General features: G+C 63.2%; 19 protein-coding genes. 12 read left to right on the top strand and 7 right to left on the bottom strand.

What is annotated here, in order from left to right:
- The first annotated feature begins 79 nt into the window (after positions 1–79).
- Genes IL54_RS13705 through IL54_RS13695 form a run of 3 tightly spaced genes read left to right on the top strand, consistent with a single transcriptional unit; the run spans position 80 to position 2262 of the window.
- Entirely contained in the window at positions 80–520 is a 441-nt protein-coding gene (locus IL54_RS13705) for a nuclear transport factor 2 family protein (protein ID WP_052027697.1), read from the top strand.
- On the top strand, positions 513–1514 hold the full coding sequence (locus IL54_RS13700) for an NADP-dependent oxidoreductase (protein ID WP_037476418.1): 1002 nt from the start codon (positions 513–515) through the stop codon (positions 1512–1514). Before IL54_RS13705 ends, IL54_RS13700 begins: the two co-directional genes overlap by 8 nt.
- Positions 1515–1536: 22 nt before the next feature.
- The gene (locus tag IL54_RS13695) at positions 1537–2262 is read left to right on the top strand and encodes an SDR family oxidoreductase (RefSeq protein WP_037476416.1); all 726 of its coding nucleotides are present in this window, start codon (positions 1537–1539) and stop codon (positions 2260–2262) included.
- Here the strand turns inward: IL54_RS13695 and IL54_RS13690 are convergent.
- A complete protein-coding gene (locus IL54_RS13690; protein ID WP_052027783.1) occupies positions 2259–3410 on the bottom strand; it encodes an oxidoreductase in 1152 nt (383 codons plus the stop codon). The genes IL54_RS13695 and IL54_RS13690 overlap by 4 nt on opposite strands.
- A gap of 130 nt (positions 3411–3540) precedes the next feature.
- On the bottom strand, positions 3541–3750 hold the full coding sequence (locus IL54_RS13685) for a ferredoxin (protein WP_237748882.1): 210 nt from the start codon (positions 3748–3750) through the stop codon (positions 3541–3543).
- Positions 3751–3839: 89 nt separating this feature from the next.
- Here IL54_RS13685 and IL54_RS13680 point away from each other — a divergent pair, with 89 nt between their 5' ends.
- The 8 genes from IL54_RS13680 to IL54_RS13645 all read left to right on the top strand — a co-directional run bounded on the left by IL54_RS13680 (position 3840) and on the right by IL54_RS13645 (position 10873).
- The gene (locus IL54_RS13680; RefSeq protein WP_037476414.1) at positions 3840–5225 is read left to right on the top strand and encodes an aromatic ring-hydroxylating dioxygenase subunit alpha; all 1386 of its coding nucleotides are present in this window, start codon (positions 3840–3842) and stop codon (positions 5223–5225) included.
- Between the two features lie 26 nt (positions 5226–5251).
- Positions 5252–5830: a 3-phenylpropionate/cinnamic acid dioxygenase subunit beta gene (locus IL54_RS13675; protein ID WP_037476412.1), complete on the top strand. Its 579-nt coding sequence runs from the start codon at positions 5252–5254 to the stop codon at positions 5828–5830.
- A gap of 13 nt (positions 5831–5843) precedes the next feature.
- The gene (locus IL54_RS13670) at positions 5844–7013 is read left to right on the top strand and encodes an FAD-dependent oxidoreductase (protein ID WP_037478669.1); all 1170 of its coding nucleotides are present in this window, start codon (positions 5844–5846) and stop codon (positions 7011–7013) included.
- Positions 7010–7822, top strand: coding sequence for an SDR family NAD(P)-dependent oxidoreductase (locus IL54_RS13665; RefSeq protein ID WP_037476411.1), 813 nt, complete (start codon positions 7010–7012; stop codon positions 7820–7822). The genes IL54_RS13670 and IL54_RS13665 overlap by 4 nt, the downstream gene beginning before the upstream one ends.
- Positions 7819–8451 carry a TetR/AcrR family transcriptional regulator gene (locus tag IL54_RS13660; protein WP_037476410.1) on the top strand — a complete coding sequence of 211 codons (633 nt, stop codon included), beginning with the start codon at positions 7819–7821 and terminating at the stop codon, positions 8449–8451. The genes IL54_RS13665 and IL54_RS13660 overlap by 4 nt, the downstream gene beginning before the upstream one ends.
- 4 nt (positions 8452–8455) lie before the next feature.
- Entirely contained in the window at positions 8456–9682 is a 1227-nt protein-coding gene (locus IL54_RS13655) for an acyl-CoA dehydrogenase family protein (protein ID WP_237748881.1), read from the top strand.
- Positions 9683–9743: 61 nt separating this feature from the next.
- The gene (locus IL54_RS13650) at positions 9744–10301 is read left to right on the top strand and encodes a gamma carbonic anhydrase family protein (protein WP_037478665.1); all 558 of its coding nucleotides are present in this window, start codon (positions 9744–9746) and stop codon (positions 10299–10301) included.
- Positions 10298–10873 (top strand): malonic semialdehyde reductase, encoded by a 576-nt coding sequence (locus IL54_RS13645; RefSeq protein ID WP_037476409.1) that lies wholly within the window; start codon positions 10298–10300, stop codon positions 10871–10873. The genes IL54_RS13650 and IL54_RS13645 overlap by 4 nt, the downstream gene beginning before the upstream one ends.
- A 33-nt stretch (positions 10874–10906) precedes the next feature.
- On the opposite strand, the gene IL54_RS13640 is transcribed toward IL54_RS13645, so the two are convergent.
- The 3 genes from IL54_RS13640 to IL54_RS13630 all read right to left on the bottom strand — a co-directional run bounded on the left by IL54_RS13640 (position 10907) and on the right by IL54_RS13630 (position 14054).
- Entirely contained in the window at positions 10907–12130 is a 1224-nt protein-coding gene (locus IL54_RS13640) for a cytochrome P450 (RefSeq protein ID WP_037476408.1), read from the bottom strand.
- Positions 12131–12209: 79 nt separating this feature from the next.
- Complete coding sequence (locus tag IL54_RS13635) at positions 12210–13373, bottom strand: acyl-CoA dehydrogenase family protein (RefSeq protein ID WP_037476407.1); 1164 nt, start codon at positions 13371–13373, stop codon at positions 12210–12212.
- An 18-nt stretch (positions 13374–13391) separates the two neighbouring features.
- Positions 13392–14054, bottom strand: coding sequence for a GntR family transcriptional regulator (locus tag IL54_RS13630; protein WP_237748880.1), 663 nt, complete (start codon positions 14052–14054; stop codon positions 13392–13394).
- A 157-nt stretch (positions 14055–14211) separates the two neighbouring features.
- Here IL54_RS13630 and IL54_RS13625 point away from each other — a divergent pair, with 157 nt between their 5' ends.
- The gene (locus IL54_RS13625) at positions 14212–14664 is read left to right on the top strand and encodes a hypothetical protein (RefSeq protein WP_237748879.1); all 453 of its coding nucleotides are present in this window, start codon (positions 14212–14214) and stop codon (positions 14662–14664) included.
- Between the two features lie 23 nt (positions 14665–14687).
- Here IL54_RS13625 and IL54_RS13620 read toward each other — a convergent pair whose 3' ends face one another.
- Complete coding sequence (locus tag IL54_RS13620) at positions 14688–15401, bottom strand: TetR/AcrR family transcriptional regulator (protein WP_037476406.1); 714 nt, start codon at positions 15399–15401, stop codon at positions 14688–14690.
- A 6-nt stretch (positions 15402–15407) separates the two neighbouring features.
- Entirely contained in the window at positions 15408–15773 is a 366-nt protein-coding gene (locus tag IL54_RS13615; RefSeq protein ID WP_037476405.1) for a hypothetical protein, read from the bottom strand.
- Positions 15774–15906: the final 133 nt, after the last annotated feature.

Here is a 15906-nt window from a genome sequence, read left to right as displayed (position 1 = left end):
TCGGCTCGATCCTATCGTTTGGCGGGCAAGATCCGCCGTCCCTTTCCTATGTTGTCCAACGACATGAGGGAGGATCAGAATGGCGGCACATGGCAGCCTCACGCGCAGGGCGCTGCTTTCGGCGGATGACGAGCGGGCGATCCACCATTTGCTGATGCGCTATGCGACCGGGATCGACACGCGCGACTGGCCGCTGTTCCGCACCTGCTTCGCACGGGATTGCGAAGCCGATTATGGCCGCTTCGGCCGCTGGCGCGGGCCGCGCGAGATCACCGAATATATGGAAGGCGCGCACCGCCATATGGGCGCGACGCTGCACCGGATCAGCAATATCGTGGTGGAAAGCTGTAACGACGAAATCGTCGCGCGCAGCTATGTTGACGCCATCCTGATGGACCAGATCCAGGGCGTGACTCATCGAGCCACCGGCTACTATGACGATTGCCTGATCCGCACATCGGCCGGATGGCGCATATCCCGGCGGAAATTCACGATGGTCAAGGCCGGGCTGGATGGGTGATGCCAACCGCCAGGTGATTCTGGTCGCACGGCCGACCGGCATCGCGCAGGCAGCCGATTTCGCGATCCGGCCCGGCCCGATCGACCAGCCCGGTCCCGGCCAGATACTGGTGCGCAATCATTATCTGTCGGTTGAACCGGCGATGCGCGGCTGGATAGCCGATCGCGGCAATTATGCCGCGCCGGTGCCGATCGGATCGGTGATGCGCGCGCTGGCCGCGGGACAGGTGGTAGCATCGGGCGACGCGGCCTATCAGATCGGCGATCATGTCGCGGGCTGGTTTGGCTGGCAGGACTATGCCTGCGTTTCGATAGACCAGGTGGTGCAGCGGACCAGCGCAGCGGAAATGCGCGCGTCGTTGGGCATATTAGGGATCAACGGCGTCACCGCCTATCTGGCGCTGACGATGATCGGCCAGCCGCGCGCGGGTGAGACTGTGCTGGTGTCCACGGCCGCCGGGGCCGTCGGATCAGCGGTGGGGCAGATTGCTCGTATATTGGGGTGCCGCACGATAGGCATCGCGGGTGGCCCGGACAAGGCGCGGCGATGCGTCGAGCACTTCGGCTATGACAGCGCGATCGATTATCGCGGGGAAGATGTGGGATCGGCGGTGGCGCAGATCGCGCCGGAGGGGATCGACATTTATTTCGACAATGTGGCGGGGGCCATCAGCGACGCGGTGCTGTCGCATCTGGCCATGAAGGGCCGGGTCGTGCTGTGCGGCACTGCGTCCATCGATCGCTGGGAACCCTGGCCGCAAGGGCCGCGGGTCGAGCGCCATCTGCTGGTCAAGCGCGCGCGGATGGAGGGGTTCGTCATCTTCGACCATATGGACCGCTATGGCGATGCCGTAGCCCAGTTGCGCGCGTGGATCGGCGAGGGCCGCCTGACCTGGCGGGAAGAGATATTGGACGGAATCGAAGCCTGCCGGGATGCGCTGGCGGGGCTTTACCGTGGCGAAAATGACGGCAAGCGGCTGATCCGCCTCGTCTGACAATGGATGAAGGAGAGATGCCATGACCAGTTTGACGGGGAAGATCGCGATCGTGACCGGTGCGTCGTCGGGTATCGGCGCAGCTACGGCGCATGCGTTAGCGGGCGCGGGTGCGACGCTGGTGCTGGTGGCGCGCCGGGCGGATCGGCTCGCGGCGCTGGCGGAGGACCTTGGCGCCGACTGCCTGCCCTTCGTGGCCGACATGGCCGAGGCGGACGCGCCTCAGCGGCTGCATGATAGGGTGATGGCGCAGTTCGGGCGCGCTGACATCCTCGTGAACAATGCCGGCATCCTTCATGCCGCGTCGATCGATCAGTTCGACCTGGACCAGTTACGACCGATGATCGCGCTAAATTATGAAGCGGTGGTGCGGACCTGCACGTTGTTCGGGCGGTCGATGAAGGCGGCGGGCACTGGCCAGATCATTAACATATCCAGCATCGGCGCGAACATCATCGCGCCGGGAGTGGGCGTCTATGGCGGGCTGAAGCGGGCGCTGGAGGCGTTCACCGATTGCCTGCGCGTCGAGCTGGCGGGCAGCGGGGTCAAGGTCGGCATTGTCGCGCCAGGCACCACCAGCACGGAGATTTTCGAGGATATGAAAGCGCGCGGCCAGCCCGCCTGGGACAGTTTCATCCCCGCTATGCAGCCCGGCGACGTGGCTAATGCCGTGCGGTACATGGCGGCGCAGTCGGATCGCACCAATATGGCGCGGATTCAGGTCTATGCCGCCGCGGACACGCATTAATCCAGCGTGGCGTAAGCCTCCAGCCGGAACGGATCGACCGCGCTGCCATCGCGCATCTTGCGGACCCAGTAGGGGTCCATCAGCAGCGCGCGGCCGACGGCGATCAGGTCAAATTCGCCCTGCGCCATGCGGTCCGCCACCAAATCCAGATTATCGGTCATCACCGTTGGCTGGGCGAAGGAGGATTGCAGATCCTTGCTGAGGCCGACGCCACCGACCGCGATTACTGGCTTGCCAGTCAGCTGCTTGATCCATCCGGCAAGGCCCATGTCCGACCCTTCGAACGCGGGGGTCGAAAACAGGCGGGTGCTGGCGTCAAAGATGTCGACACCGGCGTCCGCGATCGGGGCCAGCATGGCGGCCAGTTCATCGGGCGTCTGGGCGCTGCGGGCGTCATAATCCTGCAATTTCCATTGCGAGAAGCGGAAGATGATCGGGAAGTCGGGCGCAGTCGCGGCGCGGACGGCGCGTACGACTTCCGCTGCGAACAGCGCGCGGGTGGCAGCATCCCCACCCCAGCGGTCATCGCGCAGATTGGTGCGGTGCCACAGGAAACTGTCGATCAGATAGCCATGGGCGCCATGCAGCGCGATGCCATCGAAGCCGACCGCGCGGGCGTTGGCCGCGCTGCGGGCGAAGGCGGCGATGATGTCGCCGATTTCGCTGTCGGTCAGCGGCGTCGTGGGTTCCCGCACCGCGTCGAGATAATCGGGCGGTACCATCGCCCTGTCGGTCGGCCCCCAGATGCCCGATGGCCGGGCGGAGGGGGCGTGCGGATCATAGCCGGTGCCCGGCACGCGGATGACACCCTGATGCCATAATTGCGGGACGATAAGCCCGCCAGCAGTATGGACGCCCGCGACGATGGCGCGCCAGCGTGCCATCGCTGCGTCGCCATGCAGGAGCGGAGACGCGCCGCCGCCCATGGATTCGCGCCCCAGGGCGGCCGGATGATCCACCCCGATGCCTTCGGTCACGATCAGGCCGACATCCGCTTCCGCACGGCGACGATAATAAGCGGGGACCCCGTCAGACGGCACACCGCCCGGTGCGAAATTGCGGGTCATCGGCGCCATGACGAAGCGGTTGCGCAGGCGCAGGCCCGCCACATTGACGGGCGTGAACAGCATGTCTCTAGCGTCAGTCATCTTCCATTCTCCCTGGCGTCCCATGGCCGCGCTGCTGCCGCAGCGACGCGCGACGAGGAACCTACCCATCGGCGGGTGCCTCATCGGCTCAGCGGGCAGAGCCTTTCGCCATGGGATGCGCAGCAGCCAATCAGGCGTCGACGACAGCAAGTGCCGCCTGGGGACAGGCCTCCGCCCCTTCGCGCGCCTGCTCCTCCAGACCCGCTGGCACGATGGGATCATCGACGAAAACGATGCCGTTGGAATCGAGCTTGTACACTTCAGGACAGATTTCGGCGCACACGCCATAGCCGCAGCAGGCTGCCTTATCGATCACCACCTTCAACGTCTGACTCATCATCCTCTCCTTATGACACAACATTACAGCTTGAACAGATTTAGTTCAATATGTATAACGTGATTCACGATGGATTTTCCGAGGAGAGGAAGATGCTGCACAAGGCCGGGTTGACTCTGAGCGATGGGACCACGCTCGACGACCTCATCAACCGCGACATGAACGAAGTGTCGCTGCGGGTGATGAACGACAAGGAACTATACGAACTGGAAATGGAGCGCGTCTTCGCGCGGACCTGGCTGTTGCTGGGCCATGAGTCGGAAATTCCCAAGGCGGGCGACTATGTCATGCGCGACATGGCCGAGGATAATGTGATCGTCTCGCGGGCACGCGACGGCGAAGTGCACGTCATGCTCAACGTCTGTCCACATCGCGGCATGAAGGTGTGCACCGCCGAAGCGGGCAATGCCGCAGCGCATCGCTGCATCTATCATGGCTGGGCGTTCCGTTCCGACGGCAGCTTCATCGGCGCGCCGATCGAAAAGGAACAGATGCACGGCAACCGCCACAGCAAGGACGAACTGGGCCTGAAAAAGGCGCGGGTACATCTTTATGGCGGGCTGATCTTTGCGACATGGAGCAAAGATCTGTCGTTCGAGGATTATCTGGGCGACGCGAAATTCTATCTCGACCAGCTATTCTGCCGCACCGACAATGGCCTGGAAATGCTTGGCCCCCCGCAGCGCTTCGTGCTGCCGTGCAACTGGAAGATCCCCGGCGAACAGTCGGGTTCGGACGGTTTCCACACGTTGACGCTGCACCGGTCGCTGATGGAAGGCGGCATCATGGGCGGCACGGCCGAGTCGATCTACGACACCGCGCCCGGCATGTATGGCGTCGATATCTCGGTGCCGCAGGGGCACACGCTGCGCTGCCTGGAAGCGGCGCAGACCTTCAAGATGTTTGCCGACATCAGTTTCGAGGGCAAGACGACCGAGGAGCGGCTGAACCTGCTGACCCCGCCGGGCGTGACCAAGGACATGATCCCGCAGCTGTTCAAGAATCTGTCGGAAGCGCAGGTCAACCAGCTGGCGACCATCCCTCCGCAGGTCGGCGGCATGTTCCCCAATATCCTGATCGCCTTCATCTTTGCGCCGCGCATGGATGGCGGCGCGTCGGGCGCGCTTTCGCTACACACTTATGTGCCGCGCGGGCCGGACAAGGTGGAGTTCATCAACTTCATCTTCGCCGAGAAGGATGCGCCGGAGGACGTAAAGCGGGACATGCTCCAAAACGCTATCTGGTCCACCGGCACGTCCGGCACGATCGAGCAGGACGACGCCGACACATGGCCGCAGATCATGCGCAATTCGCGCGGGCATATGAGCAAGACCATGACGCTGAAATATCAGGCGCTCCATGGTCATGAACGGCCCGAAGGCTGGGTCGGCGGGGGTGATCTATATCCTGGCTTTACCAAGGACGACACGCAATGGGCGTGGTGGTCGGCCTATTATGACCTGATGGCCGAAGCCTGAGCGACGCGAAGAGAGAGGATCACAACATGACCGTGAACTACGCGACCGCCGCGATCGACAAGACGAGCGTCATGCGCGGGCTTGTATCCACCCAGCGCGTGCCGTTGGGTTCGGAGGTCTATAACCGCCTGCTCGAAACCCTGTATGACGAGGCGGCGGCGCTTGACGAGCGCCGGTTCGACGACTGGGTCGCCTATTTGGAGCAGGATCTGGTCTATACAGCGCCCCTGCGCCTGACCCGCAACGGTCCCAACAAGGACCGCGACGTCGTGCGCACGATGAAGCATTTCGACGAGAATTATGCGTCGATCCTGATGCGGACCGGGCGCCTGTCGAAAAGCGCCTGGGCGGAAGATCCGCCATCGCGCACGCGCCGCTTCGTCACCAATGTCCGTATTGCCCAGTGCGAGACGGCAGGCGAATATGAAGTTGTGAGCTATCTGTACGTCGAGCGCAGCCGGTTCGATAACCCGGAAAACGAGTCGATCACGGCCGAACGGCGGGACGTGTGGCGGCTGGTCGATGGTGCCTACAAGCTGGCCGTGCGCGAAATTATCGTCGATCAATCGACGCTGGGCATGTCCAACTTCGCGATCTTCCTCTGACGGGGTGATGGCAATGACAGGCTCCCCCCATATCGTGGTGATCGGCAGCGGCTTGGCTGGCTATGGGGTCCTGCGTGAGTTGCGCAAACTCGCACCGGGCGCCCGGCTGACCTTGGTGACGCAAGATGACGGACATTTCTATTCCAAGCCCGCTTTGTCCACCGCACTAGCCAAGGGCAAGGTGGCCGATACGCTGGTCACCACGGCGGCGGAGAAAATGGCGACGCAGTTGAAGCTGGACCTGCGCGCCGGTCGGGTGGTCGAGGCGATCGACCGGCAGGACAAGGCGGTGCTGACCACCGGCGGGCCGATCTTTTACGACCGGCTGGTGCTAGCGCTGGGGGCGGACCCTATACGGCCGCCAATTGACGGCGATGCGGCCCACCGGGCGATGGCGGTCAATAGCATCGACCATTATCGGGAATTTCGTGAAAAATTGGCCGACGGCGCGCGCGTGCTCATCATGGGCAGCGGGCTTGTGGGCACGGAATTTGCCAATGACCTGGCGGCGACCGGCTATCGGCCGGTCGTGGTCGACATGCTCGGTCACCCACTGGCGCAATTGGTGCCGCCCGCCGTGGGCGCGCGCATCCGCGATACACTGAGCGCCAAGGGCGTGGAATGGCATCTGGGCCGCAAGGTGATGGCGATCCACAAGGCGGAAGGTGGCATCCGCGCGGAACTGGACGATGGGCTGGTCGTGGAGGCGGCGGTGGTGTTGTCCGCCGTCGGCCTGCGTCCGAACGTGCAACTGGCGCAGGATGCCGGGCTGATCGTGGAGCGCGGCATCCTGGTCGACCAGACCGGTCGCACCAGCGATCCGGACATTTTCGCGATCGGCGACTGTGCCCAATATCCCAGCGGTCTGGCCGCCTATATCACGCCGATCATGGCCGCCGCGCGCGCGATCGCGCCCAGTGCGCTAGGCACGCCGACCGACATTCGCTTTCCCCCGCTGTCAGTGCAGGTCAAGACGACCGCCTGCCCCGTCGTGCTGCTGCCCACGCCGCAGGGCGTGGCGGGTGCGTGGGAGGAAGCGGCGAACGACGCGATGGGCCTGAAATATCTGTTCCGCGACGGCGATGGCGCTGTCCGCGGCTATGTCTTCACACAGGATTATTGCCAGGAACGCATGGACATGGACCGTGCCCTGAGCGAGCCACTAATGGGAGTTGCGGCGTGACGGCTTTGGTACAGGACAAGGTTGCGATCGTCACCGGCGGGGCCAAGGGGTTGGGCCATGGCATATCCCGCTGCCTGGCGCGGGAGGGTGCGCATCTGCTCATCACCGGGCGCGACGGCGCGGCGGCGGAAGCGGTAGCGGCAGAGATTTCGGCGGAGTTTGGCATGCGCGCCGTCGGCATGTCCGCCGATGTCGGCGTCAAGGCCGATGCGGAAGCGATGATCGACCGCGCGGTCGCCGAATTTGGCGGCATCGACATTCTCGTCAACAACGCCTCGCTGCTGTCGGACAACGTCCTGCTGGAACAGAAGACCGACGAGATGCTCAAGCGCACGCTGGAAATCGGCACCTGGGGCAGTTGGTGGGCGATGCGTGCGGCCTTCCCGCATATGAAGGCGCGGGGCGGCGGGTCGATCGTCAACTTCTATTCGATCGATGCGCAGACCGGTGCCTGGCTGCATGCCGATTATAATATGAACAAGGGCGCGATCATGGGCCTGACCCGCAGTGCGGCGGTGGAATGGGGGCGGTTCAACATCCGCACCAATGCGATCGCGCCGACCGGCATGGGCCAGGTTTTCGCGCAACTGGTGCAGGACGTGCCGGGCTTTCTGGACATGGCGACCGCCAGCAATCCGTTGAAGCGCGCGGGCGACCCGGAACTGGATATCGGCCCGGTGGTGCTGTTCCTGGCGTCGGACATGTCGCGTTTCGTCAATGGCGAGCTGATCAACGTGGATGGCGGGCAGCATCTGCCCGGCTATGTGAGCGTTCCGCACAATCTTGCCGAGATGGAAGCCCAGACATGAAATTGATGCCGCACACCGACTGGAGCGATATCGTCGCCACCGATCAATCCGGCAGCGTCCAGAAAATCCTGGATGGCACGCTGCGCGCGATCGGAAGCATCGGTGCGCGGCGCCTGTCGATGAGCGACATCAGCGAGGCGAGCGGCGTGTCGCGCGGCACGCTCTACCGCTATTTCACGTCCAAGGAGGACGTGCTGGCGGCGGTCAGCGAATATATATGCAGCAGTTTCGAAAAGGGAATTATCGAGGCGGGCGAAGGCATAGCCGATCCGATCGAGCGGTTCCGCGCGGTGATGCGCTTTTACGGCCGCTTCACCATCGAACGGTCGCCAGACGGCATATTCGAGGTCGAACCGGCCTTCCACCTCAATTTCCTGCGCAGTCATTTCAGCCGCCACAAGGCCGCCGTGCAGCAGGCGCTGGACCCGGTACTTGACCATTTCGAGATGCTGACGGGCAGCCGCCTGGACCGCGACATTTTCTGCGACACGATGGTGCGGTTGCAACTGAGCACCCTCATCATTCCGGCCACGCCGCAATGGCTGGCCATCTGGAACGGGGCGCCCGACCGGTTGTGCAAATGGGCGCTGCAAATCGCCGGCCACCATGCCGAACATAAGAGAGGATGAATTGATGGCTACCCTGGCAAAGTTAGAATCCACCACCAAGGTCGGCTTCGCCGACAAGAGCGTGGCTGACGCGCTGGTCGAAAAGGCGCGCAGCCTGCGCGATTTCCTTCAGAGCGAAGCGCCTGACGGCGAAAAACGCCGCTGCCCGACCCCGGCGGTCGACCAGATGTTAAAGGACGAAGGCTTCCTGCGCCTACTGGTGCCGCAGCGTCTGGGCGGTTTTGGCCTGTCCCCGACCGATTTCTGCCGCGTACAGATCGAAATCGCGAAAGGCGATCCAGCGATCAGCTGGGTCATGCAGATCATCAACGGCACCAGCTGGATCACCAGCCTGGCCCCTGATGGCGTGCAGGACGCGGTGTTCGCCGACCGTCCGCAGACGGTGTGCGGCGCGTACAACCCGCCCGGCAAGGCGCGCAAGGTCGATGGCGGCTGGATCATCAATGGCAAATGGCCCTATATGTCCGGGTCACGCCAGTCGACCTGGGCGCAGCAGGGCGTGGTGCTGGAAGATTATGACGGTCCCGTCGTTCCGGGCATCAACATGTGCTACCTGCCGATGGACGCCATGACGATCGAGGACAGCTGGTTCGTGTCGGGGATGCAAGGCACCGGGTCCGACACCGCGATCGCCAAGGACGTGTTCATTCCCGACGCGCAGATGGCGCTGATGACCGAGAGAACCGGCCAGATCGACCCGACCAAGCGCCATTTCGGTGCGCCGTCCGACCTGCTGCCCGCCGTTCCGGTCGTACGCACGACCGGCATCGCGCAGTTGATCGGCGCAGTGGAGGCGATGCTGGAAATCGTGAGGGCAGAAGCGCCCAAGAAGCCGGTGCTGACCACCATCATCGGTCCGCGCACAAGTTCCGGCGCCTATATGCGCGACCTGGGCGAGGCCGCCGCGATGATCGACACGGCCAAGCTGATCCTGTTCGACCTGACCGCTAAGCTCGACCGGGTCGGCCTGGGCGAGGAATTCACTATGGCGGAGAAGGCCAAGCACCGGGCAGCGGGCGCGCAGATGATCGAACTGGTTCATGGGGCGAGCGAATCGCTGATGTTCCAGGTGGGGTCTTCGGCCTTCGCGCTGGACAAGCCGATCAATCGCTATTGGCGCGACGTGTCGATGGCGACACGGCATATCCAGAATATCCCGACCATAGGCTACGAAATCTTCGGTCGCGCCTTGACTGGTGCGGACCCGATTTCGCCGCCGGGCGCCTATTGACCCTCGGCGCCGCCCGCTCGACCGAGTGGGCGGCGCTGCTGTTGGTTGCAGGATGATCGCGATGTCCCCCGCCTATGTCGATCCGACCGTTCGCCTGTTCGGCGACGTGCGGCTGGGTGAGGATTGCAGCCTATGGCCCTATGCCGTCATCCGGTGCGAGCGGGCGTTCGTCTCGGTGGGCCGCTGCGCAAGCGTGCAGGATCATGCGATGGTCCATATCGGCTGGGACGATCCGACCGTCATCGGCGATTATTGCACCATCGGCCACCGCGCCGTGGTGCATGGCTGCACGATCGAACCGGCCTGCCTGATCGGGGTTGGCGCGACGATCATGGAGCGGTGCGTCATCGGTCATGGATCGATCATCGCGGGGCATTGTTTCCTGCCGCCTGATACCATCGTGCCGCCCCATTCACTCGTGATGGGAACGCCCGGGCGAGTTGTACGCCAGATCGACAAGCTGCGCGACCATGTGATCGATGCGCTGCTCTATCGCGACAATGGGTGCGGCTATGCGCGGGGCGATCATCGGGTGTGGGAGCGGGCAGACCGGGAGGCGCTTGGCAGGGAGGCGGACGACATAATTGCCCGCGAAGCAGCGGGCTGGGGGATGCCATGACCGACATATTGGACCGGCTGTTCCGGCAGGCGCGTACCCATAATGGCTGGACCGACCAGCCCGTTACCGGCGCGATAGTGCGCACGCTCTACGATCTGGCCAAATGGGGGCCGACGACTGCGAACAGCAATCCCGCACGGTTCGTCTTCATTCGTTCGGTGGAGGCGAAGGCGCGGCTGATGCCACACATCAATGCGGGCAATGTCGATAAGGTCGCGCAGGCGCCCTGCACCGTCATCATCGCCGGGGACACGCGATTTTACGAGGAATATGCTACCCTGTTCCCGTCCCGTGACATGCGGAGCGTGTTCGAGGGGAAGGATGCGCTGATCGCCGAGACGGTGGCGCGGTCATCGACCTTGCAGGGCGCTTATCTCATCATGTCGGCGCGAACGCTGGCGCTGGATTGCGGGCCGATGTCGGGCTTCGACGCGGCGGGCGTGGACAGTGAATTTTTCCCTGATGGACGGTGGAAAGCCAATTTCCTGTGCAATATCGGCTATGGCCGAGCCGAAGCGCTGCATCCGCGGAACCCGCGCCTGGATTTTGACGCAGCCTGCCTGGACCTGTAGGGCGTCCGTCGCGAGACGAACGCCCGCCATCGATCAGGCGGCAGGAGTCCAGACCAGCGGGAGTGCGACGGGCTGGATCATGCCCAGATGGCATTCGACCGTGTGACCCGGCGCAATACGGAATTGCGGGATGCGGGCGAGAAATTCCTCCATCGCGATCCGTAATTCCCGCCGCGCCAGATGCATGCCCACACAGGTATGGATACCAAAGCCAAAGCCGACATGGCGTGGCTTACGGTCTAGCCGCACCTGTGTCGGCGCATCGAACTCGGCCGGATCGCGGCCCGCGAGCGTGGTCGACATCGCGACCTTTTCCCCCGGCATGAAGCGCACGCCGGCGACCTCCGTTTCCTTGATGCAGGTGCGAAAGGTCGTGACCGCGCCATAGGCCCGCATCAGTTCATCAATCGCATGCGGGATGTCGGACGGATTGGCGCGCAGATGCGCCTGATCCTCCATCGCGCTGCCCAGATGACGGAAATGCAGACCCATATTGGTCGAGACGGTATCAAGCCCGCCGATGAACAGGTTGAACATAAAGCCCAGCAGTTCATCCCGCGTCAGTGGCCGATCGCCGATCCGACCCTGCACCCCGAAGCTGATAAGGTCGTCGCGCGGATTGGCGCGTCGATCGTCAATCTCCCCGCCCAGATAATCAAGCACGCTGCGTGTGGCCTCGGCAATCTGCGCGAGGTCGTGATTGTGGAGCAGGTTCTGTTCCCACTCCATGAATTCCGCTACCCGGTCATGCGGCAGCCCCATCAGATCCATGAACACCTTGATCGGAAATTCGAACGCGAACTCGCTCATGAATTCGCACGAACCGCGCGCGGCGAACGCGTCGATATATTCGATCGCATATTGACGGATCTTGCCCTCCAGCGCGGCCATCGCCTTGGGCGTGAAGGCCGGGTTTACCATCTGGCGGAACGGGCCATGGGCGGGCGGGTCCAACTCAGCGGGCGAATTGATCCAGTTGCCGCCGACCAGTTTGGAATAGGGGGAAAAATCGGTCGACGAAAAATGTTCGGTGTCCAGGTAGATGGAGCGCAGATGCGCCATGCGCCGTGGCACCCAGGCTGCGGTTCCGCCCGGATAGGCGTGAGGCGCATAGATGATGTCGGGGCCTTCATGCACCGCCATCGCCATATCGTCGAACGGATCGCGGTCCGTCGTCATGCCAAAGATGAAGGGAAAGTCGGGCTTGACCAGATCGGCCGGCACATGGTCGGGAATGGGTTGCGGGGGGAACATCATGATCGTCTGTCTCCTTGATCGACGGGGAGACTGCGCGCCCGCCCCCGCCATTTCACCTGTCTTTCAGAAGGGCCGGGGTTCAGAAGGAACGCGGCAGCCCTAGGCTTTCGGCGATGCCGTTGCGCACCATTTCATTGGTGATAGGGCCGATCCGCCACAGTCGACTGTCGCGCCAGTAACGCTGCATGTCGGTTTCGGCGGAATAGCCCATCCCGCCCAATATCTGGATGCCCAGGTCTGCGGCGGCATTGGCGTTTTCCGATGCCATGAGTTTGAGCATATTGGCCTCCACCCCGACATTTTCGCCCCGCGCCTGTTTGTCGGCGCAGAAATGCAGCATTAGTTCGGTGGTCTTCTGCATGGTCGCAATGTCGGCGACATAATGTTGCAAGCTCTGGAATCGGCCGATGACCCCGCCGAACGCCTTGCGCTGCTTCATATAATCGAGCGCATCTTCCAACACGCCGTCGATGACGCCAAGGCAGAAGGCGCCGACCATGATCCGTTCATTGTTGAGCGTTGGCAGCAGCATGTACCAGGCCTTGTGCGGTTCCCCCAGCACCTGTTCGTCGGCGACGAAGGCGTCCTCGAAATGTACCGAGCAACTGCCCATCGAGCGCATACCGAGTTTGGCGAGCGGGGTGATCTTCACGCCCGCTGTGTTGATCGGCACCCAGAACAGGGTCAGCCCCTGGTGCTTCTTTTCAGCGTCCTTGTCGCTGCGCGCGATCACCAGCAGATAGTCGGCGACATGGGCGGAGGAGGACCAGATCTTTTCGCCATTGAGTTTCCAGCCCCCCTCGACCCGTTCGGCTGTCGTGGTCATCGCGCCCAACAGGTCGGTGCCGCCGCTCGGCTCGGTAAAGGCGATCGCGGCCTTCAACTGCCCGGTGGCGATCAGCGGCAGATATTTCGCCTTTTGTTCGGGCGACCCATAAAGGCCGATCGATTTCGACCCGGCAAAGCTGGTGATGCCCCAGATCCAGGCGAGGCCACCCAGCGACCGGGCCAGTTCGCGCGCCAGCAGCATCTGCATGACAACATCGCCGCCTTGCCCGTCATACTCCTCCGATATGCCGATGCCGTGAAAGCCCGCTTCGGTGAATTTGTCCCACAGCGCGAAGGGGTAGTTGTGTTCGTCCTTTTCCAGCGCGCGCGCCCATTCCTTGGGCACTTCCTTGTCGATCCAGCGCCGCGCCATGTCCTGAAAGGAACGATATTCCTCTGGCAGTTCGAAATCCATGTCCTGTGTCTTTCTTGCTTATCGGGAAGGGTGATCGGATGCGGCCGGGCAGCCTGCATCTGCGATGGCGATCAGGCGCGTGGCCATGCGATCGAGGCAGGCCAGCACGCCGGGATGGTCGCCCGCCTTGAACGCCGCCAAGATCGCCTGATGCTGTTCCAGGCCAATCGTCGTCAGCGTCTGGAGGCCATGCAGCAGGATGAAGCGGGCGATCAGACCGCGCCGGTCAAGGGTCGAGCGCAGCAGTTCGCGGTTCGCCGACGCGGTGATGAAGATGGTGTGGAAATCCAGCCCAGCGGCAATCGCTCCGGCATGGTCGTCCCCGTCCAGCGCCGTGCGATAGTCAGCGATTGCCTGATCGAGCAGGACTGCTCGCCCTGCGCCGATATAGCCCATCCCCCAGGCATAGCCCAGCCGCCACAATTCCCATTGCACGCGCAACAGGTCGCGGGTGGCGGGGAAATCAATCGGGGTGACGCGCTTCAACCTATGCGCCTCGATCTCCACCAATCCTTCGGATGCCAGCGTGCCAAGCGCCTCACGGATCGGCGTGGCGCTGACGTTCAGACTGGCGGCGAGTGCGGTTTCGCGCAGCAAGGTGCCGGGCGCGATAGTGCCGGACACGATGGCGTCGCGCAGGCGATCGACCACCGCCTGCCGCAGGGTGGAGGGCGAACGCAACGGTTCCCCCATCATTCCGCCCGATGGCGGCAAAGACGGCGCTATGGCCGGTGGGAGGTTGGGCAATTCCATAGTCTATAGAATGATTGCGCCCAGCCCGAACTGCGCCTGTCGAGGGATAGGGTCGAGCGAGAGGGATGCAGGCTAGTGCGGAGTCATGAACTGCCCGAAATGTCGCGCGCCGATCGATGGCTTTGGAACCGGCTGCATTGCATGTGGCCATAGCGGCGGCGACCTGCGCCGGGCATTGGTATGGACGCTGGTCCCCACCGGCGTGATTGCCGCGACGCTGGGCGCATCCATCGCCATCGCCGAAGCGCATCGCACTGGCAGCAGCCGAAACCGCTACAGCAATGCGATCGAGGAAAGGGATGCGCCTGGACGAACGCAATCCTTCGCCAAGCTGATGCATGATGCAGGCGAGGTCTGTACAAGTACGAAGCGTTCGCTGTTTCGGGGCGACATCGGCACCAATGCGGTCTGGGCCATTGGTTGCGGCGACACCGGCGACTGGATGATCCTGATCGCGGACAATGGCGCGACCCGCGTGGCGCAGTGCGGGCCGCTGGAAAAAGCAGGCACCCCATGCTGGACGCCGCTTGATTCCTGATCGTTCGGCGGGACGAGCCAGCTTTAGCCGACCGGAACGCCCTGCCCCACGGACCACCACTCAAGACTCGGCCCGTCGCGCGCCAGCCGTAGCCACACCGTGTCGAACGCCGCAGCCAGCATGACGGGCGAAGCATCCAGCGCCCTGAAAGTCCGCAAGAGCATTTCGTCCATATAGGAACGCGGCGCCATGCCTCCCCGCATCAGCCGCCGCCGCGCTTCGATCGTGACCCCGACGATAAGGTCGACGGCCATGTCGCTGGAAGCGAAATCCATCTGCCCCTTCTGCCGGGCATCGTCGAGCACATCGCGGACCATAAGGTCAAAGCTGCTGGCGCGTTCGAAATAATTGACATAATCTACGCGACAGGTAAAGCCGCTCCATCGCGGATCATGCCAGGCGCGCAACATTGTGATCGCCACGCCGCCCACCGCGCGCAGCAACGGGGCGTCATCGTCATCGAACAGCCGACGATAATCGCCGATCATGCCCGCCGTCAGCCGCTCGCCCAGCGCATCGACGGCGGCTTCCAGCGATTCGAAATATTTGTAGAAACTGCCGCGCGACACGGCGGCCGCCTGGATCACGTCGTCGATCACCAGATGGCCGTTCGCCTGACCCGGCTGATACAGGTCGAATACCGTGTCGAGCAGCCGGTCGCGCATCCGTTCCCGCCGCAACGCCGCCGCCCGGCTGCGCGGGTCGATGGCGGGCGGGACGGATGTGGTCTCGGACATGGCCTGCTACTGCATCGGATGGAAATAGCGCGCAAGCAGGCTGCCATCGTCGCCGAACACATAATGTTCGATGCTGTAGATTTTCATCGGATGCCCGTCATGCACACCTTCGTTGCGGACGTAGATGACCGCTTCGTTGCCGCTGACCTTCACATCCTCCACCACCAACTGCCAGCCGAGAAACTGGTCGCATAGCGCCTCCAGCTTGTCCCACCCCGCCTCCACCGGGGCCGTCGCAGGATCCTGCACCTTGAACCCGCCCGGCGCTATCGCGCGGAAGGCAGCCATGAAATCATCGATCCGGCCTTCGCTGAACATGATGGCTTGGCTGGTCAGAAATGTCGCTATCTCCTGCGTCGTGGGTATCGGCATCCATTCTCTCCTGTTGTTATGCTGTTGCCCAAGCGGGTGCGGGCGCAATGTCCGGCAGCAGGCGGATGTTGGACGGCATGCCCGCAATCGCGCGGCCGTACAGCTCGATCGACAGCGGCGCGTTGAGCGCATT

Source organism: Sphingobium sp. ba1 (assembly GCF_000743655.1).
GTDB lineage: Bacteria > Pseudomonadota > Alphaproteobacteria > Sphingomonadales > Sphingomonadaceae > Sphingobium.
This window is presented reverse-complemented; position numbering and strand designations above follow the sequence as displayed.